Raw genomic sequence first — 25,920 nt, 5'->3', positions numbered from 1 at the left:
TTTCTCACAAGGCTAGGTCCTCAGGTGTGAATGTCATCTTGAATGAACGATAGGGAGCGAAGTCCTTCGGACTCAGACCCTGCATTTCTGTCAAACGTCCAATGTTCTTGACTGCCGCTACCGCCGAAGCGTCGAACGGACCGTCACCACTGGACTTGATCACGCTGACCGTGGTCACCGTACCATCTGGCAACATGCCAATCCGCAGTTCCACCGTCATGCCCTTGCGCGCCGAAGGAGGACGAGCCCAGCCTTCCGCCGCACGAATACGAATCAGGTCATCGAAACTGCCTGCGACACTGTCACCTACCTCATCCGATTTCGTGGCTTCACGCTCCGGCTTATCGGAAAGCAAGTCCGCCAGGGCCTGGGCCTTTTTCTCTTCGGCAGATTTGCGCGCTGCTTCCTGGGCCTTTTTCTTCGCGGCGTCGGCGGCAGCTTTCTTCTTCGCATCCTCGGCGATCTTTTTCTTCGCCTCGTCAGCTTCGGCTTTCTTCTTGGCGTCTTCCGCGGCTTTCTTCTTCGCGTCTTCGACGATTTTCTTCTTCGCTTCTTCAGCGGCCTTTTTCTTGGCCTCTTCTTCAGCAGCTTTCTTGGCTTCTTCTTCGGCCTTTTTCTTGGCTACATCGGCCAGTTGCTTCTCTTCGGCCTTTTTCGCTTCAGCGGCTTTCTTGGCTTCATCAGCCTTCTTCGCCTCATCGGCTTTCTTGGCCTCGTCAGCCTTTTTCGCTTCCGCGGCTTTTTGGGCAGCCTCTTCTTTCTTTTGTTCCGCGGCCTTGATCTCTTCCTGCTCGACTTTCTTCTGCTCCAACTGCTCGGCTTCGGTCTGGCGCGCGGCGGATTTCTTCGCCTCACCCGCAATCTTGTGATTGGTCTGGGTGGTCGCCGGACTCTTCGATTTCAGCTGGTACAGGGTCGCCTGGACGATCGGCTTGGCCGGTGGCAACTCTGGAGTCATGGCAAAGCTGACGAACAGCATGCCGAACACCAGAACGTGCAGGGCGATCGCCCAGACACTAGGCCAGAAGTAGCTTTCCGAAGCGGACGGCTCTCGCTGTTGCTGCATCAGGGCGCCTCGGTAATCAGGCCAACGTTGCCGACGCCGGCTTTTTGCAGGCCGCCCATGGCACCCATCACGGCGCCGTAGTCGACGGATTTATCGCCGCGAATGAACACCTGGGTGTGCTTGCCGCCTTCGTTGCCGGCACGGATGATCTTGGTCACCGCGTCGGTCATCTGCGGCAAGGTCATTGCCTTGTCCTGTTGCTTGTCGGTATCGACTTCGCTGCCAAGGTTCCAGTAGTAGGTCTTGTCAGCCTTGATCGAGATGGTCAGCACCTGGGTGTTGTTGTCCTGGGGCAAGGCTTCGCTGGAAACCTTGGGCAGGTCGACTTTCACACCCTGGTTGAGCATCGGCGCGGTCACCATGAAGATGACCAGCAGTACCAACATCACGTCGATGTAGGGCACTACGTTCATCTCGGCAACCGGCTTGCGTTTGTGGCGAACTCGGGCCATTGGGTTTACCTGCTCACTCTTCGCTGGTGTGCACTTTACGGTGCAGGATCGCCTGGAACTCGTCGGCGAAGGTGTAGTAGCGGCTGATCAGCGTCTCGCCGCGAGCGGAGAAACGGTTGTAGGCGATCACCGCCGGGATGGCCGCGAACAGGCCGATGGCAGTCGCTACCAGCGCTTCGGCGATGCCCGGGGCGACAGTGGCCAAGGTCGCTTGCTGGGCGGAAGCCAGGCCACGGAAGGAGTTCATGATCCCCCATACGGTACCGAACAGACCGATGTACGGGCTGACCGAGCCGACGGTAGCGAGAAACGGCAGGCTCTGCTCGAGTTTCTCTTCCTCGCGGGAGATGGCTACGCGCATGGCCCGGGCCACGCCTTCCATCACCGCCTCGGGTTCGACGCCCGGCTGCTGGCGCAGGCGGGAGAATTCCTTGAAGCCGGCACGGAAGATCTGCTCGACGCCAGAGTCCGGATCAGGATTGCTACCCGCCTGGCGATACAACTTGGACAGGTCGATACCGGACCAGAAGCGCTCCTCGAAGCTCTCCAGGGCACGTCGACCGGCGCGCAGCAGGTTGCTGCGCTGAAAGATCATGATCCATGAAGTCACCGATGCGGCTACCAGGGTCAGCATTACCAACTGCACTACAACGCTGGCATTGCTGACCAGGCTCCACATGGAGGAATGGTCGACGACGTTAGCTTCCACGCTTTATCTCCTGCTCTGAGTGTGTACCCGCGCTGCCCTCGTCGGCGAAGGCCGTACGCAGGGCGTCTGGAATGGCGCGGGGTTTGAAATTGTCGGCGCGTACACAGGCCACCAGGAACTGCCCCTCGCAGAGCAGCACATGATCCGAGGACCGCCTGACCTGCTGGGTGAATCGCAGGCTGGCCCGGTTCAGCTCGGTGACTTGGGCACTGATCAGAAGCTCGTCGTCCAGCCGCGCCGGCGCGTGGTAACGCGCTTCGCTGGAATGCACGACAAACAACAGGTTCTCCCCCACCAGCTGCGATTGGGCAAAGCCCAGGTGTCGTAGCCGCTCGGTTCGAGCCCGCTCCATAAACTTAAGGTAATTGACGTAATACACGATGCCGCCGGCATCGGTGTCCTCGTAATAAACGCGACAACGATGTGCGAACGGCTCAAGCCCGTTTTGCGCGCGCATACTCTAGTGCTTACTCCTCGGGTTGCCAATCCGGCCAGGCAACTGTTTTTTCATTCTTGGACGACTTTTGCTGAAGTTTCGACGAAGCCAGCCCCTAGGACAGCACAAACTCCGAATAAGTCGACGAAAAGTGTGTCCGATCAATCGTCCACGGCATCGAGAAACTCGTCTACCACGGGCGCTTCTGCCAATCGTGACGGAATGTTTAGCCCGAAATGCAGGTAAGCATGCCGGGTCACCACCCGACCACGCGGGGTCCGCATGATGTAGCCCTGCTGGATCAGGTACGGCTCCAGCACGTCCTCGATGGTATGGCGCTCTTCGCTGATCGCGGCGGCCAGGCTGTCGACCCCCACCGGTCCGCCATCGAACTTCTCGATCATGGTCAACAATAGACGCCGGTCCTGATGGTCGAAGCCACGCTCGTCGACATCCAGCAGGTTCAGCGCCAGGTCGGCCACCGCCTTGGTGATATGCCCCTTGGCTCGCACCTCGGCGAAGTCGCGCACCCGGCGCAGCAGGCGGTTGGCGATCCGCGGTGTGCCCCGCGCCCGACGCGCCACTTCGATGGCGCCGTCCGGGTCCAGCGGCAAGCCGAGGATGCTGGCGGAACGACTGACGATGGTCGCCAGGTCCGTGATGCTATAGAACTCCAGGCGCTGGACGATACCGAAGCGGTCCCGCAGCGGGTTGGTCAGCATCCCGGCCCGCGTGGTAGCACCGACCAGGGTGAAGGGCGGCAGGTCGAGCTTGATCGAACGCGCCGCCGGGCCCTCGCCGATCATGATGTCGAGCTGGAAATCCTCCATCGCCGGATACAGCACTTCCTCGACGATCGGCGACAGGCGATGGATCTCGTCGATGAACAGCACGTCATGGGGTTCGAGATTGGTCAACAACGCCGCCAGGTCACCGGGACGCTCCAGCACCGGCCCGGAGGTGCTCTTGATCGAGACGCCCATCTCCTGGGCGATGATGTTGGCCAGGGTGGTCTTGCCCAGCCCTGGCGGACCGAAGATCAGGGTATGGTCCAGGGATTCGTTGCGCCCGCGGGCGGCCTGGATGAACAGTTCCATCTGCTCGCGCACGCCGGGCTGGCCGATGTAGTCGGCCAGGCTGACCGGACGAATCGCCCGGTCCTGGATTTCTTCGCGCTCACGGGGGCCCGTGGCGGCGATCAGACGATCAGCTTCTATCACTTAGATCATTCCCTTCAGGGCCCGGCGGATCATTTCTTCGCTGCTCAAGCCTTTCTCTTTGATCGCGGACACTGCCTTGCTGGCCTCCTGCGGCTTGTAGCCCAGGGAAATCAGCGCACTGACCGCGTCCGATTCAGCACTGGCCACCGGCATCGGCGCATCCGGCTGGTTCGGCACCAGGGCGAACATGCTCGGGACCGCCTCCCAGGCCTTGAAACGGTCCTTGAGTTCCACCAACAGGCGCTCGGCGGTCTTCTTGCCGACCCCTGGCACCTTGGTCAGGGCCGAGGTGTCCTGGGCCTGCACGCTGCGCACCAGTTCATCCACCTCGAGGCTGGACATCAAGGCCAGTGCCAGTTTTGGCCCCACGCCATTGAGACGGATCAACTCGCGGAAAAAGTCTCGCTCGCGCTTGCTGGCGAAGCCGTAGAGTAACTGCGCGTCTTCGCGCACGACCAAATGAGTGTGCAAGGTCAGTGGTTCGCCGACCGACGGCAAGCGGTACAGGGTGGTCATGGGCACTTCGACTTCATATCCCAACCCATTGACATCAAGAATCAGGTGCGGCGGCTGTTTTTCAGCCAAGGTGCCGCGCAAGCGTCCAATCACGTTCGAATCCTTAAGGCGATGGCCAGCGTTCGCTGGCGACTCACTGAGCAGGCATCCGGGCCGGGCACCCTGGCGCCACGATGCTCCACTCTTGAAATGACTGCGCCGATGCTATCAGAGACGCAAGCGGCCGCCACGACTGCGTGCCGTCCCCAAGCCGTGGGGCAACAGGCTGGAGCGGGTATGGGAATGACAGATGGCGATGGCCAGGGCGTCCGATGCGTCTATCTGCGGCTTGGCGGTCAGCTTGAGCAGATGCATCACCATCATCTGCACCTGCTCCTTGTTGGCGCCACCGGTGCCGGCGACGGCCTGCTTGACCTGGGTAGCGGTGTACTCGGCGATCTCCAGGCCCTCCTCGGCCGCGGCCACTATGGCCGCGCCCCGTGCCTGCCCGAGCTTCAGCGCCGAATCGGCATTACGCGCCATGAACACCTTCTCGATGCCCATGGTCACTGGCCCGTAGCTCTGGATCACCTCGCGCACCCCGCGATAGACGATCTGCAAACGCTCATGCAGTTCGCCGGCGCCAGTGCGAATGCACCCCGAGGCCACATACACGCAACCGCGCCCGGTGTCGCGAACCACGCCATAACCGGTGATGCGCGAACCGGGGTCGATGCCAAGAATAAGAGTCATAACGCCTGCTGCTGGAGTGAAAAGCCATGCCGGGGATGACCGGGATAGCGAAAAGAGCGAAGCCGGAAGCGCCCTGCCGCACAATCATCGCGGCGTTGCGCATCCGGCTTCAAGGTCGGTGCAGTCGAATCAGCCCAACTGGGCAGCAACCGACTCTGGAATATCCGCGTTGGAATAGACGTTCTGCACATCATCCAGGTCTTCCAGCATGTCGATCAGCTTCAAGACCTTCTCCGCACCGTCCAGGTCCAGCTCGGCACTGGTGGTCGGCAACATGACGATCTCCGCATCCGCCGCCTTGAAGCCCGCAGCTTCCAGGGCATTGCGCACGCCATAGAAACCGGCGAAGGAAGTGAATACGTCGACCGAGCCGTCTTCGTTGCTCACTACGTCGTCGGCATCGGCCTCCATCGCTGCTTCCATCAGCCCATCTTCGTCGACACCTTCGGCAAAGGTCAGCTGGCCCTTGCGCTCGAACAGATAAGCCACCGAACCGTCGGTGCCCAGGTTGCCGCCACACTTGCTGAAGGCATGACGAACCGCCGCCGCGGTGCGGTTGCGGTTATCGGTCATGCATTCGACCATCACTGCCACGCCATTGGGACCGTAGCCCTCGTAGGTCAGCTCGACCACGTCGTCGCTGCCGGCAGCACCGGTACCGCGGGCGATAGCCCGATCGATGATGTCACGGCTCATGTTGGCGCCCAGGGCCTTGTCCAGGGCCAGGCGCAGGCGTGGGTTGGAACCGGGCTCACCACCACCCTGGCGGGCTGCGACGGTCAGCTCACGAATCCATTTGGTGAAGATCTTGCCTCTCTTGGCATCCTGACGCTCTTTGCGGTGCTTGATGTTCGCCCACTTGGAATGACCGGCCATAATTTGCTCCAAATTCTCCTTGAAACCTTACCAGCGCTGCCATCAGGCAGGCGGATAACAAAAACTCGCCCCATAGAAAAAGCGCACCCGAAGGTGCGCCTTGTCGGGCCAGCTTACTCAGCCTTTGGCTGTTCGCGCAGACGGATGTGCAGCTCGCGCAGAGCCTTGGCATCCACCGCACCCGGCGCTTCGGTCATGACACAGGCCGCGCTCTGGGTTTTCGGGAAGGCGATCACTTCACGAATCGATTGCGCGCCGGTCATCAGCATCACCAGGCGATCCAGGCCGAAGGCCAGGCCGCCATGGGGTGGCGCGCCGTACTTGAGGGCGTCCAGCAGGAAGCCGAACTTCTCTTCCTGCTCCGCTTCCTGGATGCCCAGCAGACGGAATACCGCTTGCTGCATTTCCTTGCGATGGATACGGATCGAACCGCCACCCAGCTCAGTGCCGTTGAGCACCATGTCGTAGGCACGGGACAGGGCCTCGGACGGGTTGGCCTCGAGCTCGGCTGGCGAGCACTTGGGCGCGGTGAACGGGTGGTGCACGGCGCTGACGCTACCGTCGTCGTTCTCTTCGAACATCGGGAAATCGATGACCCACAGCGGAGCCCAGTCGCTGGTCAGCAGGTTCAGGTCGTTGCCGACCTTGATCCGCAGCGCGCCCAGGGCTTCGCTGACGATCTTGGCCTTGTCGGCACCGAAGAACACGATGTCGCCATCGACCGCGCCAACGCGATCGAGGATCACGTTCAGGCTGGTTTCAGGAATGTTCTTGACGATCGGCGACTGCAGGCCTTCGACGCCCTTGGCACGCTCGTTGACCTTGATGTAAGCCAGGCCCTTGGCACCGTAGATGCCGACGAACTTGGTGTAGTCGTCGATCTTGCTGCGTGGCATGCTCGCCCCGCCAGGAACGCGCAAGGCCGCCACACGGCACTTCGGATCGTTGGCCGGACCACTGAATACCTTGAATTCCACGTCCTTGAGCTGGTCGGCCACATCCACCAGTTCCAGCGGGATACGCAGGTCCGGCTTGTCGGAACCATAGCGACGCATGGCTTCGTGCCAGGTCATGTGCGGGAACTCGCCGAATTCCACGTCCAGCACTTCCTTGAACAGGTTGCGGATCATGCCCTCGGTGAGGCCCATGATGTCCTGTTCGTTGAGGAAGCTGGTCTCGATGTCGATCTGAGTGAACTCAGGCTGACGATCGGCACGCAGGTCTTCGTCGCGGAAGCACTTGGCGATCTGGTAGTAGCGGTCGAAGCCGGCCACCATCAACAGCTGCTTGAACTGCTGCGGCGATTGCGGCAGGGCGAAGAAGTTGCCGGCGTGGGTACGGCTTGGCACCAGATAGTCGCGGGCACCTTCAGGGGTGGCGCGAGTCAGGATCGGCGTCTCGACGTCGAGGAAGCCGTTCTCGTCGAGGTAGCGACGCACGCTGCTGGTGATTCGCGAGCGCAGGCGCAGCTTCTCGGCCATTTCTGGACGACGCAGGTCGATATAGCGATAGCGCAGGCGGGTCTCTTCGCCTACGTCGGTGTATTCGTTGAGCGGGAACGGCGGGGTTTCCGCGTCGTTCAGCACTTCCAGCTCGTAACCCAGGACCTCGATCATGCCCGAGGCCATGTTGGCGTTGCCGGCACCGGCCGGACGCAGGCGTACCTTGCCGGTGACCTTGACCACGTATTCGCTGCGCACACGGTCGGCGGTTGCGAAGGTTTCAGCGCGGTCCGGATCGAACACCACCTGGGCCAGGCCTTCACGATCACGGATATCGAGGAAGATCACCCCGCCGTGGTCACGACGACGGTGGACCCATCCGCAAAGGGTTACTTCCTGACCTTCCAGGCTTTCGTTCAGTTGGCCGCAATAATGGCTGCGCATCATGGTAGTGGTTTCACTTCTCGTAATTCGAAATTCGATGGAGGCCTTGCGCCCCACTTGGGGCCGGATAGTGCAAGAACTCGCGCGTGTCGTTCAACTTAGTCAGCTTTGTCGCCACCGGCCAGGTTCTTCTTCGAGCCGGTCTTGAAGTCGGTTTCATACCAGCCGGTGCCGCTCAGGCGAAAACCGGGCATGGACAGCATCTTTTTCAGTTCAGGTGCCTGGCAGGCAGGGCAGTCGACCAGCGGCGCAGCGCTGATCTTCTGAATGGCTTCCAACTGATGACCACAGGAAGCGCATTGGTAGTCGTACATCGGCATGGGGGCGTCTCGGCAATCAGGTTACTGCTTGAACTACAGCCAGAGCCCACGCCAAAGCTCGGGCTACGTAGCAAAGAGCGGGATTATATCCATTAAATCGGCCCTGTGCAGCCGAATGCCCCATAACCGATGCGCCTCGCAGATACGGATGACGCGCAAGGCGCCATCCATAGCGGAGGGCTTAACGGTTTTCCAGCAGCGAACGCAGCATCCAGGCGGTTTTCTCATGCACCTGCATGCGCTGGGTCAGCAGGTCCGCCGTGGGTTCGTCGCTGACCTTGTCCAATAGCGGGAAGATACCCCGGGCGGTGCGGGTCACCGCCTCCTGGCCGCTGACCAGCTGCTTGATCATTTCCTCGGCTGCCGGCACACCTTCTTCCTCTTTGATCGAGGACAGCCTGGCGTAGATGGAATAGGCACCTGGAGCCGGAAAGCCCAGGGCACGGATGCGTTCGGCGATCAGGTCGACCGCCAGGGCCAGTTCGTTGTACTGCTCCTCGAACATCAGGTGCAGGGTGCGAAACTGAGGGCCAGTGACGTTCCAGTGAAAGTTATGGGTCTTGAGGTACAACACGTAGGTATCCGATAGCAGACGGGAAAGGCCGTCGACGATGGATTTACGATCCGCTTCGCTGATACCGATATCAATTGCCATGTTTCTCTCCGTTAACCAGATGAATTCACCCAATCGCTGACGGACCACTCTAGCAAGAGCATCGCCCCTGCGCCGGCTTCTGTCCCCCGACCGGCCTGCGGTGGATTGTCCCGTGGCCAGCCGGCCCCTCAGACGCTGGGCTCGAGCCTGTTCTGACCACGGGGGAAACCCCATGTTCCTTGGAAAACCCGCCAACACCTGTCTAGCACAGGCCTTTGCCTGATGCTCCGAATCACCATCGCCCACGATGGGGTTGCCCCCTCTTGCCAGCCTGCGTCGGTGATTTGAGAAGGCCTGGGCTTTGCGGTTAAATAGAGCCCGTGTCGTTGTTGCCTATTTCTTCGGCCAACGCGCATAGGCTGACACCACGCATGTACCCGCCTTAACCTTTTTTTCCAAAGCGAACCGTGCGCGATCAGCTCTTCCTTAGTGCTACTTCTTAACGTGAGTTAATCAAAATGTTGAAAATCGTCCACCTGCTGACAGGCCTTGCAGCCTTGCTGCTGTCCTTGATTCCGAGTCTGAGATCTGACGCGGTTCCCTACCTGCAACAACCCGATGCTCTTTACCTGGCCATTTTCGGCCTGCTCAACCTGGCCCTGGCTCCCGTTGCTCCCCACTGGAACAAAGGCCCGCGCCAGCACCTGCAGAACCTGGTCAGCGCCCTGCTGGTCCTGGTCGTTGTCCTGCAAACCCTCACCCTGCTGGCTCCCATGCCGGTGATCGGTGGTCAACCTGCGGTCCTGGTCAGCCTGCTGACCGCATTGATCGCCGTGGCCCTGCACCTGGCCGTGAGCTTCTACAAATCGTCACCAGCCGCCGCTGCTTCACCTGCCTATGACATGAGCAATCGTGATACCGGCACCGTGAAGTGGTTCAACACCTCCAAGGGCTTCGGCTTTATCTCCCGGGACTCCGGCGATGATATTTTCGTGCACTTTCGCGCCATTCGCGGCGAAGGCCATCGCGTCCTGGTCGAAGGCCAGCGCGTGGAGTTCTCGGTGATGAACCGTGACAAGGGCCTGCAAGCCGAGGACGTGATCGCTGCTCTGCCGCGCCGCTGACCGCCTCGCTGCATAAAAAACCGCGCCAAGAGGCGCGGTTTTTTTTGCTCTGCAGTTCCCCCCTCAATAGTGGGGGGGCGGGGCTTCTTCTTCGAAGGAGCCGAACTGACCGACCATCTCCTCCTGGCGCTTGAGCATGGCCGTCATCTGCAGTTGCAGGCGCTCCAGCAACTTGTGCTGCGCCACCAGCTCATCATTGAGGGCCTGGATGGTGTCATCCTGAAATGCCAGGCGACTTTCAAGATCGATTACCCGCGCTTCCAGACTCATGGTTCAGCCCTCCAGAAAGCGAAAATCATCGGTCAGCACCAACCGCAAGCGCTCACGGATCTGTGCAACCTGCTCTGCACTGTAAGGTTTGGCCGGTTGCTTGCCCCATACCGGTGCAGGCCAGGCCGCATCGTCGCGCTTGCGCACGATCACATGCATGTGCAGCTGGCTGACCACGTTGCCCAGCGTCGCCACGTTCAACTTGTCGGCATCGAAGGAGTCCTTCAGCACTTCGGCCAGTGCTGTGGTTTCTCGCCACAACTGTTGCTGATCGGTGACATCCAGTTGAAACAACTCGCTGATATCTTCGCGACGCGGCACCAGGATGAACCAGGGGTAGTTTGCATCATTGGACAGCAGCAGCCGGCAAAGGGGGAAGTCCCCGATGGCTAATGTGTCTTGCTGCAATCGTGAATCTAAAGTGAACACCGCGCTTGCTCCCGCTCAACTCATTACAGCCTGGCCGTCCAGTATTACTGACACCTGCCAGGCGACAGAGGCGCAGCATACCTGCGAATGCCTCGCGCTTCATGGGCAATAAGCCTGCGCCCCTCACCCCCACTTGGCAAGGAGCCACAGCATGCAACCGACTGCGCCCCGAGGCAGGACACTTTCCGAAGCCCCGCACCCATTGCCTACAAAACGTCAGAAGTGTTCGAAAGATGACCAGGCAAGCCCTTGATGTTTCTCGTTCTTTGCGCGCCAGTGCACATGGGACTCGCACCGCGTTTCGTTGGCCTTGCACCAAAACCGCACAAAGGGTCTACGCTGAACACCCCAAGCATCCGCCGTTTACTCACTTTGCAGTGTGCAGCGGTAACATTTTGCAAAGCTGTGCAACTTATTGCACACACCCCTGCACCATGGGTGCAGCCACGTCAAGCCAAACGAAAAGCCAGCGGAACAGGGGTTTTATGCAATTTTTACAGGCTCATATGACGCCTGGAACAAAAATCGCCGAGCAAAATGGATTTGTGCACGTTTGTTGCATTCAGCCCGGAACCGTCTGCGGTGGCTCACAGGAAGTGAGAGCTTACAGACTCATGATAAGAGTGGCAGGGCTGCCCTAAAGTACTTTTAAAGTTTGTGCAACGGGGCCTTAACGGCCTCCTTACATCCTCCCCAAAAGTGCTATTAAAGTTGTCGGGCCGGATACATACCGGCCAAACAATTGCGACACCGGTCGAGCAATTTGCGACAGCCTCGTAAAGAAGGTGCAAGGATAGATAGGCAAGTATCGCCAATATTGTCAGCGTGATATAAGTTTGCGCCGACCCAAAAAGAAAGAGCCGCCCAGATAAAAATACAGGTGGGACGGCAATAGTCTTCTAAAAACCAAAGGAGCAAATCACGATGCGCGTGATGAAGTGGAGCATGATCGCCCTGGCTGTATCCGCAGGGACCTCGCAGTTCGCAATCGCGTCCTCCCAGGACGAGTCCAAGGGCTTCTTCGAAGATCAGAGCCTGAAGTCCAAGACTCGCCTGGAATACATGAATCGCGACTACAAGAATGGCGCCGGTAACATTTCCAAGCCAGGTGGAGGCTACAAGAGCGGTTATCGTCAAGATACCGGTATCAGTGAACTGCTGACCTACGAGTCGGGCTTCACCCAAGGCACCGTGGGTGTCGGCGTGGATGCCATGGCCATGGGTGCAGCCCGCCTGGACGGCGGCGCAGGTCGTGCCGGCAACGGTCTGTTCGCAGTCAATAGCGACGGCCAACCGGAAAAGACCCAGTCCAAGACTGGCGCCGCCATCAAGTTCCGCATCTCCGACACCACCCTCAAGTACGGTCGTCAATTCGTCGCCAGCCCGGTATTCGCCACCGACGATAGCCGCCTGTTGCCGGAAGTGGCCGAAGGCACCCTGATCACCAGCAAGGAAATCAAGGGCCTGGAACTGAACGCTGGCCGCTTCACCGCGCTGAGCAAGCAGACCGGCATGGGCAAGGACAGCATCGGCGGCGTGGCCGACCTGGATGGCCAAGGTGGCAAAGGCCTGCCTTCGGCGGACATCTTCGGTGCGACCTACGCCTTCACCGACAACTTCACTGGCACCCTGGCAGCCTCCAAGGTCGACCAGTACTTCAAGAAGCAGTACATCAACCTGAACTACACCCTGCCGATCGCCGAGTCGCAGTCCCTGAACTTCGACTTCAACGGCTACAAGACCGAAGGCGACAAGCGTGGCGACCTGGTCGACATGATCGGCGATGGCCGCAAGGGCGTAGACAACAAACTGTGGAGCCTGGCAGCGGCATACAGCCTCGGCGCGCACAAGTTCACCCTGGCCCACCAGCGCTCCAGCGGCGACAACGGCTACTACTACGGCGTTGACGGCAACGGCACGGTCTTCGTGGCCAACTCCATCCAGATCTCCGACTTCGTGGGCCGCGACGAGCGCTCCTGGCAAGCACGTTACGACCTGAACATGGCCACCTATGGCGTGCCAGGCCTGAGTTTCATGGCTCGCTACGTGACTGGTGACAACATCTCCACCAATGGCCTGGGCGAAGGCAAGGAAAAGGAGTTCAACTTCGAGACCAAATACGTCATGCAGGAAGGTCCGGCCAAGGACCTGTCCTTCCGCCTGCGTAGCGCAGTGTATCGCGTCAATAATGCCTACAGCGGCTACCAGTCGGATAACAACGATGTTCGTATCATCGTCGAGTATCCTCTGAGCATCTTGTAATCCCGATATCCGGCTAATTAAGCCAACGCTCGATATCAATAAAAACCGCCGCACTGAAATAGCGCGGCGGTTTTTTTATACCGACGAAAAGTACCAATCAGAATACGCAAACAAATAGCAAGCTAACTAATAAACCGTCTGTCGCTAGTTGATACTCATCAACCTCTAACAACCTACTTAGTTGCCAGGCCGCAAAACAAACAAGGGGCCCATGGCCCCTTGTCTTGAACAACATTAGCTGACCGAACAGCCAACTTATGAAACCGTCTTGTTACACCGCGGCTTCCTGGACCACGCGGATCACCCGTTGCGGAAACGGGATATCGATACCCGCGGCTTTCAAACGATCACGAGACAACTCGTTGAACTGGAACATGACATCCCAGTAGTCGGCAGTCTTGACCCAGACGCGCAACGACAGGGTGATGGCGCTGTCGCCCAGGGTCGAAACCACAGCCACCGGCGCCGGGTCGGCCAGCACACGCTCATCCTTGGCCAGCTCCAGCAGCACTTCACGTGCCTTTTGCAGGTCCGCGTCGTAATCCACGCCCACATCGAATACCACCTTGCGCGTGGGTTGGCGGTTGTAGTTGGTGATGATGCCGTTGGACAGGTTGCCGTTGGGCACGATCACCGTCTTGTTGTCACCGGTACGCAGTACCGTGTGGAAGATCTGGATGCTGTCGACGGTACCGCTGATGCCCTGGGCTTCGATGAAGTCACCAATGCGGAACGGACGGAACAGCAGGATCAGCACTCCGCCGGCAAAGTTCGCCAGGCTGCCTTGCAGCGCCAGGCCGATGGCCAGGCCGGCGGCACCGATGGCGGCGACGAAGGAAGTGGTCTCGACACCGATCATCGAAGCCACGCTGACGATCAGCAAGACCTTGAGCACGATGTTCGCCAGGCTGCTGATGAAGCCCTGCAACGCCAGGTCGGCATTACGCAGCGCCAGGAGCCTGCCCACTTTATGGGTCAGCTTGTTGATCAGCCACCAACCGATGGCCAGGGTGACCATGGCCAGCAGCACGCGACTGCCGTATTCCATGATCATTGGAATCCAGGCCTGGGAAGCCCGGACCAGGTTGTCTACTTCAGCATTCAAATCCATCTATCTCTCCAGGTTTCCGCGATTGCGCAGGATGCATGACTGACAGGCAGAACGACCGGCTCCCGGGGAGCTAAATCGTTTCTGCCATCGCTCCGGCCTCGGACGCCAACAAGAGCTGGAGGTTCCCGGAAGCGTCGATCAATCACGGAAGTTGTTGAACTGCAGCGGCATGCCGAATTCCTTGCCACGCAGTGCCGCGATGGCCTCTTGCAGGTCGTCGCGCTTCTTGCCGGTCACCCGGACCTGCTCGCCCTGGATGGCGGCCTGCACCTTGAGCTTGGCCTCCTTGATATGGGCAACGATCTTCTTCGCCAGTTCCTTGTCGATCCCTTCCTTGAGTACCGCTTCCTGCTTCATCACCTTGCCCGAGGCATAGGCGTCCTTGATTTCCAGGCATTGGACGTCGATCTTGCGCTTGACCAGGGCCAGCTTGAGGATCTCGATCATCGCTTCCAGCTGGAACTCGGCTTCAGCGGTCAGGTTGACGGTCAGGTCCTTGTCCTTGAACTCGAAGCTGCCCTTGCCCTTCAGGTCGTAGCGGCGATCCAGTTCCTTGACGGCGTTTTCCACCGCGTTGGTGACTTCGTGCTTGTCCAGTTCGGATACCACGTCAAACGACGGCATGTACTCTCTCCAAATAAAAAAGGGGCGCTGTTCAGAACATCGAACACGCCCGGCTTGCGGTTAAAATCCGCGCTCATTATAACGGGTCTTTCCCCTCCTTCACCGCGTGCCCTCCCCGGGCCTGCCAAACAGAGCGAAAACTTGATGTCCACCACCTGGCACGTCCTCGGCGCCGGCAGCCTCGGTACTCTCTGGGCCACACGCCTGGCCCGCGCCGGCCTGCCGGTACGCCTGATCCTGCGGGACCAGGCCCGCTTGCAGGACTACCAAGCCGCTGGCGGCCTGACCCTGGTCGAACAGGGCCAGAGCCACCTGTATCCGATCCCCGGCGAAACCTGCGACAGCCCGCAACCGATCCGGCGCCTGCTGCTGGCTTGCAAGGCCTACGATGCCGAGGCGGCCGTGGCGCGCATCGCCACCCGCCTGACGCCAGGGGCCGAGCTGATCCTCTTGCAAAATGGCCTGGGCAGCCAGGACGCCGTGGCCGCCCGGGTTCCCGCGGCACGCTGCATCGCCGCCTCCAGCACCGAGGGGGCATTCCGCGATGGCGACTGGCGCGTGGTGTTCGCCGGACATGGCTATACCTGGCTCGGCGATGCCGGCCACCCCACCGCGCCGATCTGGCTGGATGAACTCAGTGCCAGTGGCATTCCCCATGAATGGACCACCCAGATCCTCACCCGGCTCTGGCGCAAGCTGGCGCTCAACTGCGCCATCAACCCCCTGACGGTGCTATACGATTGCCGCAATGGCGGCCTGCAGCAACACCGCTGTGAAGTCGCCACCCTGTGTGCCGAACTGGGCGAGCTGCTGCAATGCTGTGGGCAACCCGATGCGGCGCAAGACCTGCAACAGGAAGTCGAACGGGTGATCCAGGCCACCGCCGCCAATTACTCCTCGATGTACCAGGACGTGGCCAACCAGCGGCGTACCGAAATCCGCTACCTGCTGGGCCACGCCTGCGCAGTCGCCAACCGCCATCGGCTGGCGTTGCCGCACCTGCAGCAATTGCAACTGCGCCTCAAGGAACACCTGCAACTGCACGGATTGCCCAGCGACTGAGCAGCGGCTACGCTGCCCACTTGCTCATTTCCAGCGATATAGCCGATGCCATTGCGCCAGCGTCTCGAAAACCTGCCGGTGGGCCAAAAGCTCCTGGCGGCCCTGCTTGTCTTGCTGACCACAGTGCTGCTGGTCGCCAACCTGACCTTCATCAGCGCCGCCTACTGGATCTCCCAGGAAAGCATGGCGCCCCAGGCCCTGCAGACCATCGGCCGGTTGGTGTCCAATCCGACCCTGTCGCTCCAGGCATTGAACTCGCCCCAGGATGCGGAACGGTTGCTCAGCGAACTCGATAGCTACTCGCCCCTGCGCGCAGCGGCCATCTATGACGGCAGCGGCCAGCGCATCGCCCAGTTGCAGCACGGCGATCGCCTCAAGCTGCCCGAGCGCTACCGGCATATCGAGGCCTGGCAGCTGACCGAGTTTCGCAGTAACCAGGTGATCCCCCTGCCCCGTCCGGGCCAGGAGTCGGGTCACCTGCTGCTGGTGGCCAGCAGCGAACTGCCCATGGCCTTCTATACCGGGACCCTCACCGCCAGCCTGGGCATCCTGATCTTCAGCGTGCTGCTGTGGCTGATCATCGCCCGACAGATCAAGCGCCTGATCACCCAGCCGATCCACCAGCTCGAGGAGCTGTCACGCCAGGTCACCCGTGAAGAGAACTACGCCCTGCGCGCGGCGCGCGGCAACCACGACGAAATCGGCAGCCTGGCCGAGGCCTTCAATACCATGCTGTCGCGGATCGAAGCCCGGGAGCAGCAACTCAAGCGCGCCCGGGACGATTCCCAGGCCGCCTACGACCAGGCCCAGGGGCTGGCCGAAGAGACCCGCCACACCAACCGCAAGCTGGAACTGGAAGTCCAGGTACGCAGCAAGATCGAGAAGAAGCTCACCGGCTTCCAGAACTACCTCAACAGCATCATCGACTCCATGCCCTCGGCGTTGATCGCCCTGGACGAACAGCTGTACGTCACCCAGTGGAACCAGGAGGCCAGCGCCCTGTCCGGGACACGCCTGGACGAGGCCCTGAACCAGCCGATCTTCCTGGCCTTCGAACCGCTCAAGCCATTCCTGCCCCAACTCAAGGAAACCGTGGAACAGCACACGGTGGCCAAGATCGAGCGGGTTACCTGGTTCAAGGAGGAAGAAGCCAAGCACTATGCACTGACCTTCTATCCGCTGATGGGCGGCGCCGGACGCGGGGTGGTGATCCGTATCGACGACATCACCCAACGCCTGTCCCTGGAAGAAATGATGGTGCAGTCGGAAAAGATGCTCTCGGTGGGCGGCCTCGCGGCCGGCATGGCCCACGAGATCAACAACCCCCTGGGGGCGATCCTGCACAACGTGCAGAACATCCGCCGCCGGCTATCCCCGGAACTGCCGAAGAACCTCGAATATGCCCAACAGAGCGGGGTCGAGCTGCAAACCGTCAATCGTTACCTGGAAAGCCGCGAAGTCCCGCAATTGCTCGATGGCATCCAACAGGCCGGGGGCCGAGCGGCGAAGATCGTCACCCATATGCTCAGCTTCAGTCGCCGTAGCAACCGGCAGATGGCGCCCTGCGACCTGCCGGCGCTGATCGACCAGGCAGTGGAGATCGCCGGCAACGACTTCGACCTGGCGATCGGCTTCGACTTCAAGGGCCAGGCGATCATCCGCCAGTTCGATCCGAACCTGGGCCCGGTTCCCGGCACCGCCAACGAACTGGAGCAGGTGCTGCTCAACCTGCTCAAGAACGCCGCCCAGGCCATTCACCAGCGCGACGACGACAGCGAGCCGGGACGGATCATCCTGCGCACCCGGCTCAATCCGCCCTGGGCGGAAATCCAGGTGGAGGACAACGGCATCGGCATGAGCGAGAACGTGCGCAAGCGCACCTTCGAGCCATTCTTCACCACCAAGGAAATTGGCCAGGGCACCGGCCTCGGCCTGTCGGTGTCGTACTTCATCATCACCAACAACCACAAAGGGCAGATGGAAGTGCAATCGACCCGGGGCCAGGGCACCTGCTTCACCCTGCGCCTGCCCCTGGCCAGCAACCAGCCCCCGGTCCAAGCACCGTTACCACTGGAGAACTAGACATGGGTTTTCGCTTGTCGAAGATTTACACCCGCACCGGCGACAAGGGCGAAACCGGCCTGGGAGATGGGCGCCGAGTACCCAAGGACCATCCGCGGATCGAGGCCATCGGCGAAGTCGACACCCTGAACAGCCAGCTGGGCCTGCTGCTGGCCGGCCTGGAAGAACAGCGCATGGCTTATCCCGGGCTGGCCCAGGTGATCGAGGTCCTGGCGCCCTGCCAGCATCGCTTGTTCGACCTTGGCGGCGAGCTGGCGATGCCGGTGTACCAGGCGCTCGATGAGCAGGAAGTGCAGCGCCTGGAGGATGCCATCGATAGATGGAACGAGGAGCTGGGCCCGCTGGAGAACTTCATCCTGCCCGGAGGCTCGATGCTGATCGCCCAGGCCCACGTCTGCCGTAGCCTGGCCCGCAGCGCCGAACGCCGCTGCCAGCAACTCAATGCGATCGAACCGCTGCAGGGAGTCGGGCTGGCCTATATCAATCGCCTGTCGGACCTGCTGTTCGTCGCTGCTCGCTTGATTGCCAAGCGCCAGGGCATCGCCGAGATCCTCTGGCAGGCCGCCGCCAAACCCTGACAGGCAACGACTTGGCGGGGCGGCACCGGCAAGCCGTTGCTTGATTCAGTCTTGCGGCCAGAAGGCACGGATCCCCGCCACGCCCTGGGCGCCGCAGGCCCAGGCCTGTTCGCACTGGGCTGGACCTACGCCGCCTAGCAAGTACACCGGCTTGTTGAAGCCGACGATCAGTTGCCCGGCCTGCTCCCAACCCAGGGGCTGGGCATCGGGATGGGTCTGGGTCGACTGCACCGGCGACAGGGTCACGAAGTCCACGTCCATCTGCTGCGCCAGGGCCAGTTCCTCGGCGTCATGGCAGGAGGCCGCCAACCAGCGATCCTTGCCGAATGGGCGCCCGGCACTGGCGTACTTGCGCAGTTGGGCCGACGTCATATGCCAGCCGGCCGACGGAAAGTCCCCCAGCCACTCGAAAGGTCCCTTGAGCATCAGCTGCGCCTTGCCGGCGCACAGGCCCACCGCATCCACCGCCAGGTCGCGATACTGCGGGTCGTAGCCACCGGGCGCCCGCAACTGGATCAGCTTGCAGCCCTGGGCAATGGCCTTCTGCATGCCACGCAGCAGGGACGGGGTTTCCAGGCCCTCGGGAGTAATCAGGTAGTGCTCGGGCAAACGCGCTGCCGCGACGATCGGCTGGTTGGCCGCCGGGAACTCATAATCGCCCAGTTGCCGTGGACTCACCCAGGCCAGGGGCTGGCCTTCGGCACCATGGGGCTCACCGCTGAAGGCCGAGACCTCCCATACATCCAGCAAAACCTGCTTGTCCGGATAGTCGTGCTGCACCTTGATCAGTGGGCGCGCAGCCTGCACGGCAATGCCCAGTTCTTCCTGCAGCTCCCTGGCCAAGGCCGCCTGCATTGTTTCCCCGGCCTCGACCTTGCCCCCGGGAAACTCCCAAAGACCCCCTTGATGCTGAGTATCGGCACGTCGGGCGATCAGGATCTTGCCATTGGCATCCCGGATGACAGCCGCTGCCACATGTACTCGTTTCACCGCGTTTTCCTCTGGTCCGGCATTCGGCCGGCCCGGGTGGCCAGCCGATGAAAAAATGATGGTCGCCAAGCGCGAAGGCCTGCCCCGGATAGTTCCGGGGCGGCCATAGCGAATATCAGGTACGGTACTCGGCGTTGATCTTCACGTACTCGTGGGACAGGTCGGTGGTCCAGATGGTTTCGCTGCAGGTACCACGCCCCAGTTCGATACGGATGGTGATCTCTTCCTGCTGCATCACCGCCGCCCCCTGCGCCTCGGTATAGCTGGCCGCCCGAGCGCCACGACTGGCGATGCAGACCTCGCCGAGGAACACGTCGATCTTGCTCACATCCAGGTCCGGCACGCCGGCACGCCCCACGGCTGCCAGGATCCGCCCCCAGTTCGGATCGGAAGCGAACAGCGCCGTCTTGATCAGCGGCGAGTGGGCCACGGTGTAGCCCACGTCCAGGCACTCCTGGTGGTTGCCGCCGCCATTGACTTGGACAGTGACGAACTTGGTAGCGCCTTCACCGTCGCGGACGATGGCCTGGGCCACTTCCATGCAGACTTCGAACACCGCCTGCTTCAGCGCAGCGAACAGCGGGCCGCTGGCCTCGGTGATCTCCGGCAGGTCGGCCTGGCCGGTAGCGACCAGCATGCAGCAGTCGTTGGTGGAGGTGTCGCCGTCGATGGTGATGCGGTTGAAGGACTTGTTGGCACCATCCAGCAGCAGGTTCTGCAGCACTTCGCGGGAGACCTTGGCGTCGGTGGCGATGTAGCCAAGCATGGTCGCCATGTTCGGCCGGATCATTCCCGCGCCCTTGCTGATGCCGGTGACAGTGATGGTCACGCCGTCATGCCGGAACTGGCGGCTGGCGCCCTTGGGCAGGGTATCGGTGGTCATGATCCCGGTGGCGGCAGCGGCCCAGTTATCCACGGACAGGTCGTCCAGGGCGGCTTGCAAGGCACCTTCGATCTTCTCCACAGGCAGCGGCTCGCCGATGACCCCGGTGGAGTACGGCAGCACGGCGCTGGCGTCGACGCCGGTCAACTCCGCCAGCTTGGCGCAGGTACGGCTGGCTGCCGCCAGGCCAGGCTCGCCGGTACCGGCGTTGGCATTACCAGTGTTGGTCAGCAGGTAACGCACCGGCCCCTGCACGCGCTGCTTGGCCAGGATCACCGGCGCGGCGCAGAACGCATTGAGGGTGAACACCCCGGCCACCGTCGAGCCTTCGGCACAGCGCATGACCACCACATCCTTGCGCCCGGGGCGCTTGATACCAGCCGAGGCGATACCGAGTTCGAAACCGGCAACCGGGTGCAACGTTGGCAAAGGACCAAGACCAACAGCCATGAATGCGCTCCTCTTATCAGATGGGGCACCGTCGGCATAAAAGACGGTGCTGCAAATGGAAAAACGCCGCGACGGCTGATGCCGTCACGGCGTGGGTGTTTCAGTGTCTGGCGAGGATCTTAGTTGATCTGGCCATGACAGTGTTTGTACTTCTTGCCCGAACCGCAGTAGCACAGTTCGTTGCGACCCAGCTTCTGTTCATTGCGTACCGGCGCGGAAGCCAGGGCCACGTCCACCTCGACGCCCTCTTCCATTGCTTCGGGCTGGTCCAGGCCTGGAGCCTCGGCGTGCTCGAACTGCATGCGACGGGCCAGGGCCTCGGCCTCCTGGCGCAGGCGCGCCTCTTCCTCGGCCGGGTCTTCGCGACGCACCTGGACGTGGGACAGCACGCGGATCGAGTCGCGCTTGATGGAATCCAGCAGCTCGGAGAACAGCGTGAAGGACTCGCGCTTGTACTCCTGCTTGGGGTTCTTCTGCGCGTAACCACGCAGGTGGATACCGTGACGCAGGTGGTCCATGGTCGACAGGTGGTCTTTCCACAGGTCGTCCAGGACTCGCAGCACGATCTGCTTCTCGAAGGTGCGCAGCGCTTCGGCGCCGGCCTGGTCTTCTTTTTCGTTGTACGCGGCGATCAGCTCGTTGAGCAGCTTCTCACGCAGGGTTTCTTCGTACAGGTGATCGTCTTCGTCGAGCCATTGCTGGATCGGCAGGTTCACCCCGAAATCGCTCTGGAGTGCAGCCTCCAGGCCAGCCACATCCCACTGCTCAGGCAGCGACTGTGGAGGAATATGGGCACTGACGGTGGCGCTCAGCACGTCCTGGCGGAAGTCGGCGATGGTTTCGCCGATGTTGTCCGCGGCTAGCAGCGTGTTGCGCATGTGGTAGATCACCTTGCGCTGCTCGTTGTTGACGTCGTCGAACTCCAGCAGTTGCTTGCGGATGTCGAAGTTGCGGCCTTCGACCTTGCGCTGGGCCTTCTCGATGGCGTTGGTCACCATGCGGTGCTCGATCGCCTCGCCGGACTGCATGCCCAGGGCCTTCATGAAGTTCTTCACCCGGTCGGAGGCGAAGATACGCATCAGGCTGTCTTCCAGCGACAGGTAGAAACGGCTGGAACCGGCGTCGCCCTGGCGACCGGCGCGACCACGCAGCTGGTTGTCGATACGCCGCGATTCGTGGCGCTCGGAAGCGATGACCTGCAGGCCACCGGATTCCAGAACCTGCTGGTGGCGTTTCTGCCAGTCGGCCTTGATCTGGGCGATCTGCTCGGGAGTCGGGTTCTCCAGGGAGGCGACTTCCACTTCCCAGTTGCCGCCCAGCAGGATGTCGGTACCACGGCCCGCCATGTTGGTGGCGATGGTCAGCGCGCCCGGGCGGCCGGCCTGGGCAATGATCTCGGCTTCCTTTTCGTGGAACTTGGCGTTCAGGACCTTATGCTCGATGCCTTCCTTGTTCAGCAGGTTGGATACGTGCTCTGAAGTCTCGATGGTCGCGGTGCCGACCAGGATAGGACGACCCTGGGCCATGCCGTCCTTGATGTCGTTGATGATCGCCGCGTACTTCTCGTCCGCGGTCAGGAACACCAGGTCGTTGTAGTCTTTACGTGCCAGCGGTTTGTTCGGCGGGATGACCATCACCTGCAGGCCGTAGATCTGATGGAACTCGAACGCCTCGGTGTCAGCAGTACCGGTCATGCCGGACAGCTTGTTGTACAGGCGGAAGTAGTTCTGGAAGGTGGTCGAGGCCAGGGTCTGGCTTTCGGCCTGGATATTGAGGTTTTCCTTGGCCTCGATGGCCTGGTGCAGGCCCTCGGAGAGGCGACGGCCGGGCATGGTACGCCCGGTATGCTCGTCCACCAGGACCACCTGGCCGTCCTGCACGATGTACTCGACGTTGCGGTTGAACAGCTTGTGCGCCCGCAGACCGGCATAGACGTGGGTCAAGAGGCCCAGGTTATGGGCCGAGTACAGGCTCTCGCCTTCGGCCAGCAGGCCGACCTGGGTCAGCATCTCTTCGATGAACTGGTGGCCGGCTTCGTTGAGCTCGACCTGGCGGGTCTTCTCGTCGACGGTGAAGTGACCGGCCTTGGTGACCTGGCCTTCCACTTCCTCGATGTGCTGTACCAGGCGCGGGATCAGCTTGTTGATCTCGGTGTACAGACGGGAGCTGTCTTCGGCCTGGCCGGAGATGATCAGCGGAGTACGGGCTTCGTCGATGAGGATCGAGTCGACTTCGTCGATCACGGCGAAATTGAGCTCGCGCTGGAACTTGTCTTCCATGCTGAAAGCCATGTTGTCGCGCAGGTAGTCGAAGCCGAATTCGTTGTTGGTGCCGTAGGTGATGTCGGCGGCGTAGGCGGCGCGCTTCTCCTCCGGTGGCTGGAACGGCGTGACCACGCCGACGCTCAGGCCGAGGAACTCATACAGCGGGCGCATCCAGTTGGCGTCGCGGCGTGCCAGGTAGTCGTTCACCGTCACCACGTGCACGCCCTTGCCGGACAGTGCGTTGAGATAGACACCCAGGGTCGCCACCAGGGTCTTGCCCTCGCCGGTGCGCATTTCGGCGATCTTGCCTTCATGCAAGGTCATGCCACCGATCAGCTGCACGTCGAAGTGGCGCATCCCCATGATCCGCTTACCGGCTTCACGGGCGACCGCAAAGGCTTCGGGCAGCAGTTTGTCGAGGGTTTCACCCTTGGCGATACGGGCCTTGAACTCCGCAGTCTTGGCACGCAATTGATCGTCCGAAAGGGCCACCATTTGCTCTTCGAAGGCATTGACGATCTGTACCGTCTTGAGCATGCGCTTGACTTCACGCTCGTTCTTGCTTCCAAAAAGTTTCTTTAACAAAGGCGCAAACATATCGGCAGGATCTTCCACACATAGGGTTGGAGGGCGGCCCCGGTGAGTCGCCCGAGCAGCCCTCATGGCCGCATGCGAACGAGCATTCTACCCGGAAACGATGGTGAGGAAAGTGGCGTTATTCCACGATGCTGGCACAGCGCTTTGACGGGGCCCACCTAAAATAAGGGCTTTTCGTTGAACTTCAAGTACATTCCCCGCAGAAGTTACTGATCACGATCAGCAAAAGATCACCAACTCGGCGCCAGGCGGGAAAATGACGAACCGGGTGCGCCGGACGCTTTCTGTTACCATGGTGCCTCTGTAACTTCAGGTTTCTAACCATGGCATTTCGCCCTCTTACGGCACGTCCTCCCGCCGTTCTTCTTCGCGAAGCCAAGCCTCTCAAAGCCATACTCGGCCACGCCCAGCGCCTGGCGCACCTGCAGCGCCTGCTGGACAGCCAGTTGCAGCCGGCGGCTCGCGAACATTGCCACGTCGCCTCCTGGCGCGAAGGCAGCCTGCTGCTGATCGTCACCGACGGGCACTGGGCTACCCGCTTGCGCTACCAGCAGAAGCGCCTGCAGCGCCAACTCCAGGCGTTCGACGAATTCGCCCGCCTGACGCGCATCCAGTTCAAGGTCCAGCCCCCCACCGTCCAGCGGGGAGCGGCCGGACACAGCATAGACCTGTCGAACAGCGCCGCCGAGACCATCCAGGCCACTGCCGACGGCATCTCCGACCCCAAGTTGCGCGCGGCCCTGGAGCGCCTGGCCAGCCACGCCAAGCCGCGCAGCTGAGTCAGCGGCGCTTGCCGCCCAGCAACGAGCCCATCAGCCCACGCACCAGCTGCCGCCCCAACTGATTGGCGGCCTGGCGCATCGCCGATTTCAAGGCCTGCCCGGCCGCGGTCCCCAGGAATTCACCAGCCCGGTCGGCCAGGCTCGGTTCCTCGGGCAGCGGTTTGCCAGCTTCGACCTGCCCCTGCGGCGCCAGCTCCTTGCGCCCCATCAACACCTCATAGGCAGATTCGCGATCGATCGGCTTGTCATAGCGTCCCAGCAGCGGCGAACTGGCGATCAGGGCCTGGCGCTCGGCCTCGGTCAACGGCCCGATCCTTGATTGCGGCGGCGCTACCAGCACCCGCTGGACCATCTCCGGCGTGCCCTTGTCCTGCAGGGTGCCAACCAACGCCTCGCCAATGCCCAGCTCGGTCAGCACCGAGAGCGCATCGAATGCCGGGTTGGGCCGGAAACCATCGGCCACCGCCCGCAGCGATTTCTGTTCCTTGGCGGTGAACGCCCGCAGACCGTGCTGGATGCGCAAGCCCAGCTGGGCCAGCACATCATCCGGCAGGTCCCCTGGCGACTGGGTCACGAAGTACACCCCGACGCCCTTGGACCGAATCAGCCGCACCACTTGCTCCAGGCGATCCTGCAAGGCCTTGGGGGTACCGGCGAACAGCAAGTGCGCCTCGTCGAAGAACAGCGCCAGCAACGGCTTATCGGCATCGCCCCGCTCAGGCAATTGCTCGAACAACTCGGCCAGCAGCCATAGAAGGAAGGTGGCATAGACTTTCGGCGCCTCGTGCACCAGGCGACTGGCATCGAGCAAGTGGATCCGTCCCCGACCATCGGCGGCCGGCTGCAGGATGTCCTCCAATTGCAGGGCCGGCTCGCCGAACAACGATTCGGCGCCCTGTTGCTCCAGCGTAGCCAGGCGCCGCAACAGGGCCTGGCTGGAGCCGGTGGTCATCAATGCCGCGTCTTCGCCCAGCAGTTGCGGATTGTCCTTGAGGTGGTTGAGCAGCGCCTTGAGATCCTTGAGATCCAGCAGCAACAAGCCTTCGCGATCCGCCACCTTGAACGCCGCATATAACGCCGACTGCTGGCTGTCGGTGAGCTCCAGCAGGCTGCCCAGCAATAGCGGTCCCATTTCGCTCAGGGTAGTGCGCAGTGGATGACCGGACTGGCCATGGATATCCCACAAGGTCACGGGATAGGCCTGGGGCCGGTGGTTGAGCCAGGGCATGCCGGCAATCCGCTCGGCGACCTTGCCCTGGGGATCGCCCGCGGCACCCAGCCCGCAGAGATCACCCTTGATGTCCGCGGCGAAGACCGCCACCCCGGCATCGCTGAAAGCCTCCGCCAGGCGCTGCAGGGTGACGGTCTTGCCGGTACCGGTAGCGCCAGCCACCAGGCCATGGCGGTTGGCCAGGCGCATGGCCTGGGCGATCGGTTGGCCGTCGAGGCCGGCGCCGATGATGAGTTGCGATGAGTCAGGCATTTTGTCACCCCTGGTTAATCTTTGGCCTTACACGGTCGATATGAAGAAATGATGGATCAGAAGTATCTGAAATGAAGGTCAGGTAATTCCCTTGGGATAGATGGAGATATCAGCTTATTTA

General features: G+C 61.4%; 25 protein-coding genes. 6 read left to right on the top strand and 19 right to left on the bottom strand.

Features of this window, described 5'->3' with window-relative positions; translation table 11 throughout:
* Positions 1-4 precede the first annotated feature (4 nt).
* From tolA to CAG11_RS05465, 11 genes are all read right to left on the bottom strand, one after another.
* Positions 5-1,066 (bottom strand): cell envelope integrity protein TolA, encoded by a 1,062-nt coding sequence (tolA, locus tag CAG11_RS05515; RefSeq protein ID WP_022640506.1) that lies wholly within the window; start codon positions 1,064-1,066, stop codon positions 5-7.
* Positions 1,066-1,518, bottom strand: a complete 453-nt coding sequence (tolR, locus tag CAG11_RS05510) for a protein TolR (protein ID WP_022640507.1) — start codon at positions 1,516-1,518, stop codon at positions 1,066-1,068. The genes tolA and tolR overlap by 1 nt, the downstream gene beginning before the upstream one ends.
* Positions 1,519-1,531: 13 nt before the next feature.
* A complete protein-coding gene (gene tolQ, locus CAG11_RS05505) occupies positions 1,532-2,227 on the bottom strand; it encodes a protein TolQ (protein WP_022640508.1) in 696 nt (231 codons plus the stop codon).
* Positions 2,217-2,684, bottom strand: coding sequence for a tol-pal system-associated acyl-CoA thioesterase (ybgC, locus tag CAG11_RS05500; protein WP_022640509.1), 468 nt, complete (start codon positions 2,682-2,684; stop codon positions 2,217-2,219). Before ybgC ends, tolQ begins: the two co-directional genes overlap by 11 nt.
* A gap of 140 nt (positions 2,685-2,824) precedes the next feature.
* On the bottom strand, positions 2,825-3,883 hold the full coding sequence (ruvB, locus tag CAG11_RS05495) for a Holliday junction branch migration DNA helicase RuvB (RefSeq protein WP_022640510.1): 1,059 nt from the start codon (positions 3,881-3,883) through the stop codon (positions 2,825-2,827).
* Positions 3,884-4,492 carry a Holliday junction branch migration protein RuvA gene (gene ruvA, locus CAG11_RS05490; RefSeq protein WP_022640511.1) on the bottom strand — a complete coding sequence of 203 codons (609 nt, stop codon included), beginning with the start codon at positions 4,490-4,492 and terminating at the stop codon, positions 3,884-3,886.
* A gap of 114 nt (positions 4,493-4,606) precedes the next feature.
* Positions 4,607-5,131 carry a crossover junction endodeoxyribonuclease RuvC gene (gene ruvC / locus CAG11_RS05485; protein WP_085595248.1) on the bottom strand — a complete coding sequence of 175 codons (525 nt, stop codon included), beginning with the start codon at positions 5,129-5,131 and terminating at the stop codon, positions 4,607-4,609.
* A gap of 129 nt (positions 5,132-5,260) precedes the next feature.
* Positions 5,261-6,007: a YebC/PmpR family DNA-binding transcriptional regulator gene (locus CAG11_RS05480; RefSeq protein WP_022640513.1), complete on the bottom strand. Its 747-nt coding sequence runs from the start codon at positions 6,005-6,007 to the stop codon at positions 5,261-5,263.
* A 113-nt stretch (positions 6,008-6,120) separates the two neighbouring features.
* Positions 6,121-7,896: an aspartate--tRNA ligase gene (gene aspS, locus CAG11_RS05475; protein ID WP_085595246.1), complete on the bottom strand. Its 1,776-nt coding sequence runs from the start codon at positions 7,894-7,896 to the stop codon at positions 6,121-6,123.
* Positions 7,897-7,991: 95 nt separating this feature from the next.
* Positions 7,992-8,213: an FmdB family zinc ribbon protein gene (locus CAG11_RS05470; RefSeq protein WP_010457489.1), complete on the bottom strand. Its 222-nt coding sequence runs from the start codon at positions 8,211-8,213 to the stop codon at positions 7,992-7,994.
* Positions 8,214-8,394: 181 nt separating this feature from the next.
* Positions 8,395-8,868 (bottom strand): Dps family protein, encoded by a 474-nt coding sequence (locus CAG11_RS05465; RefSeq protein WP_022640516.1) that lies wholly within the window; start codon positions 8,866-8,868, stop codon positions 8,395-8,397.
* 458 nt (positions 8,869-9,326) lie between these two features.
* On the opposite strand from CAG11_RS05465, the gene CAG11_RS34350 reads away from it, so the two are divergent.
* On the top strand, positions 9,327-9,932 hold the full coding sequence (locus tag CAG11_RS34350; RefSeq protein ID WP_022640517.1) for a cold-shock protein: 606 nt from the start codon (positions 9,327-9,329) through the stop codon (positions 9,930-9,932).
* Positions 9,933-9,995: 63 nt separating this feature from the next.
* On the opposite strand, the gene CAG11_RS05455 is transcribed toward CAG11_RS34350, so the two are convergent.
* Positions 9,996-10,202, bottom strand: a complete 207-nt coding sequence (locus CAG11_RS05455) for a SlyX family protein (RefSeq protein WP_085595243.1) — start codon at positions 10,200-10,202, stop codon at positions 9,996-9,998.
* A 3-nt stretch (positions 10,203-10,205) separates the two neighbouring features.
* Entirely contained in the window at positions 10,206-10,631 is a 426-nt protein-coding gene (locus CAG11_RS05450) for an HIT domain-containing protein (protein ID WP_085595241.1), read from the bottom strand.
* 924 nt (positions 10,632-11,555) lie between these two features.
* Between CAG11_RS05450 and CAG11_RS05445 the strand changes: the two genes are divergently transcribed.
* Complete coding sequence (locus CAG11_RS05445; protein WP_085595239.1) at positions 11,556-12,893, top strand: OprD family porin; 1,338 nt, start codon at positions 11,556-11,558, stop codon at positions 12,891-12,893.
* A 271-nt stretch (positions 12,894-13,164) separates the two neighbouring features.
* Here CAG11_RS05445 and CAG11_RS05440 read toward each other — a convergent pair whose 3' ends face one another.
* Positions 13,165-14,004 (bottom strand): mechanosensitive ion channel family protein, encoded by an 840-nt coding sequence (locus CAG11_RS05440; protein WP_085595237.1) that lies wholly within the window; start codon positions 14,002-14,004, stop codon positions 13,165-13,167.
* Positions 14,005-14,142: 138 nt separating this feature from the next.
* Positions 14,143-14,628 carry a YajQ family cyclic di-GMP-binding protein gene (locus tag CAG11_RS05435; protein WP_022640522.1) on the bottom strand — a complete coding sequence of 162 codons (486 nt, stop codon included), beginning with the start codon at positions 14,626-14,628 and terminating at the stop codon, positions 14,143-14,145.
* A gap of 144 nt (positions 14,629-14,772) precedes the next feature.
* Here CAG11_RS05435 and CAG11_RS05430 point away from each other — a divergent pair, with 144 nt between their 5' ends.
* From CAG11_RS05430 to CAG11_RS05420, 3 genes are read left to right on the top strand one after another with little or no spacing between them, the layout of a single operon-like run.
* Positions 14,773-15,690, top strand: coding sequence for a putative 2-dehydropantoate 2-reductase (locus CAG11_RS05430; protein WP_085595235.1), 918 nt, complete (start codon positions 14,773-14,775; stop codon positions 15,688-15,690).
* A gap of 45 nt (positions 15,691-15,735) precedes the next feature.
* On the top strand, positions 15,736-17,772 hold the full coding sequence (locus tag CAG11_RS05425; protein ID WP_085595233.1) for an ATP-binding protein: 2,037 nt from the start codon (positions 15,736-15,738) through the stop codon (positions 17,770-17,772).
* 2 nt (positions 17,773-17,774) lie between these two features.
* Positions 17,775-18,350, top strand: coding sequence for a cob(I)yrinic acid a,c-diamide adenosyltransferase (locus CAG11_RS05420; RefSeq protein WP_085595231.1), 576 nt, complete (start codon positions 17,775-17,777; stop codon positions 18,348-18,350).
* A 45-nt stretch (positions 18,351-18,395) separates the two neighbouring features.
* On the opposite strand, the gene CAG11_RS05415 is transcribed toward CAG11_RS05420, so the two are convergent.
* The 3 genes from CAG11_RS05415 to secA form a co-directional block, all read right to left on the bottom strand.
* Entirely contained in the window at positions 18,396-19,340 is a 945-nt protein-coding gene (locus tag CAG11_RS05415) for a Nudix family hydrolase (protein WP_085595229.1), read from the bottom strand.
* 115 nt (positions 19,341-19,455) lie between these two features.
* Positions 19,456-20,673 (bottom strand): bifunctional glutamate N-acetyltransferase/amino-acid acetyltransferase ArgJ, encoded by a 1,218-nt coding sequence (argJ, locus tag CAG11_RS05410; RefSeq protein ID WP_085595227.1) that lies wholly within the window; start codon positions 20,671-20,673, stop codon positions 19,456-19,458.
* 119 nt (positions 20,674-20,792) lie between these two features.
* Positions 20,793-23,534 carry a preprotein translocase subunit SecA gene (gene secA, locus CAG11_RS05405; RefSeq protein ID WP_085595225.1) on the bottom strand — a complete coding sequence of 914 codons (2,742 nt, stop codon included), beginning with the start codon at positions 23,532-23,534 and terminating at the stop codon, positions 20,793-20,795.
* A gap of 323 nt (positions 23,535-23,857) precedes the next feature.
* Here secA and CAG11_RS05400 point away from each other — a divergent pair, with 323 nt between their 5' ends.
* The gene (locus CAG11_RS05400) at positions 23,858-24,313 is read left to right on the top strand and encodes a DUF721 domain-containing protein (RefSeq protein WP_085595223.1); all 456 of its coding nucleotides are present in this window, start codon (positions 23,858-23,860) and stop codon (positions 24,311-24,313) included.
* A 1-nt stretch (position 24,314) separates the two neighbouring features.
* Here the strand turns inward: CAG11_RS05400 and CAG11_RS05395 are convergent, their stop codons facing one another.
* Complete coding sequence (locus CAG11_RS05395; RefSeq protein WP_085595221.1) at positions 24,315-25,799, bottom strand: helicase HerA-like domain-containing protein; 1,485 nt, start codon at positions 25,797-25,799, stop codon at positions 24,315-24,317.
* Positions 25,800-25,920: the final 121 nt, after the last annotated feature.

Origin of the sequence: Pseudomonas sp. B6(2017) (assembly GCF_002112765.1) — a bacterium.
In the GTDB taxonomy this organism is placed as follows: domain Bacteria; phylum Pseudomonadota; class Gammaproteobacteria; order Pseudomonadales; family Pseudomonadaceae; genus Aquipseudomonas; species Aquipseudomonas piscis.
Note: the sequence above shows the minus strand (reverse complement) of the source record. Positions and strands in the feature narration are given on the sequence as shown.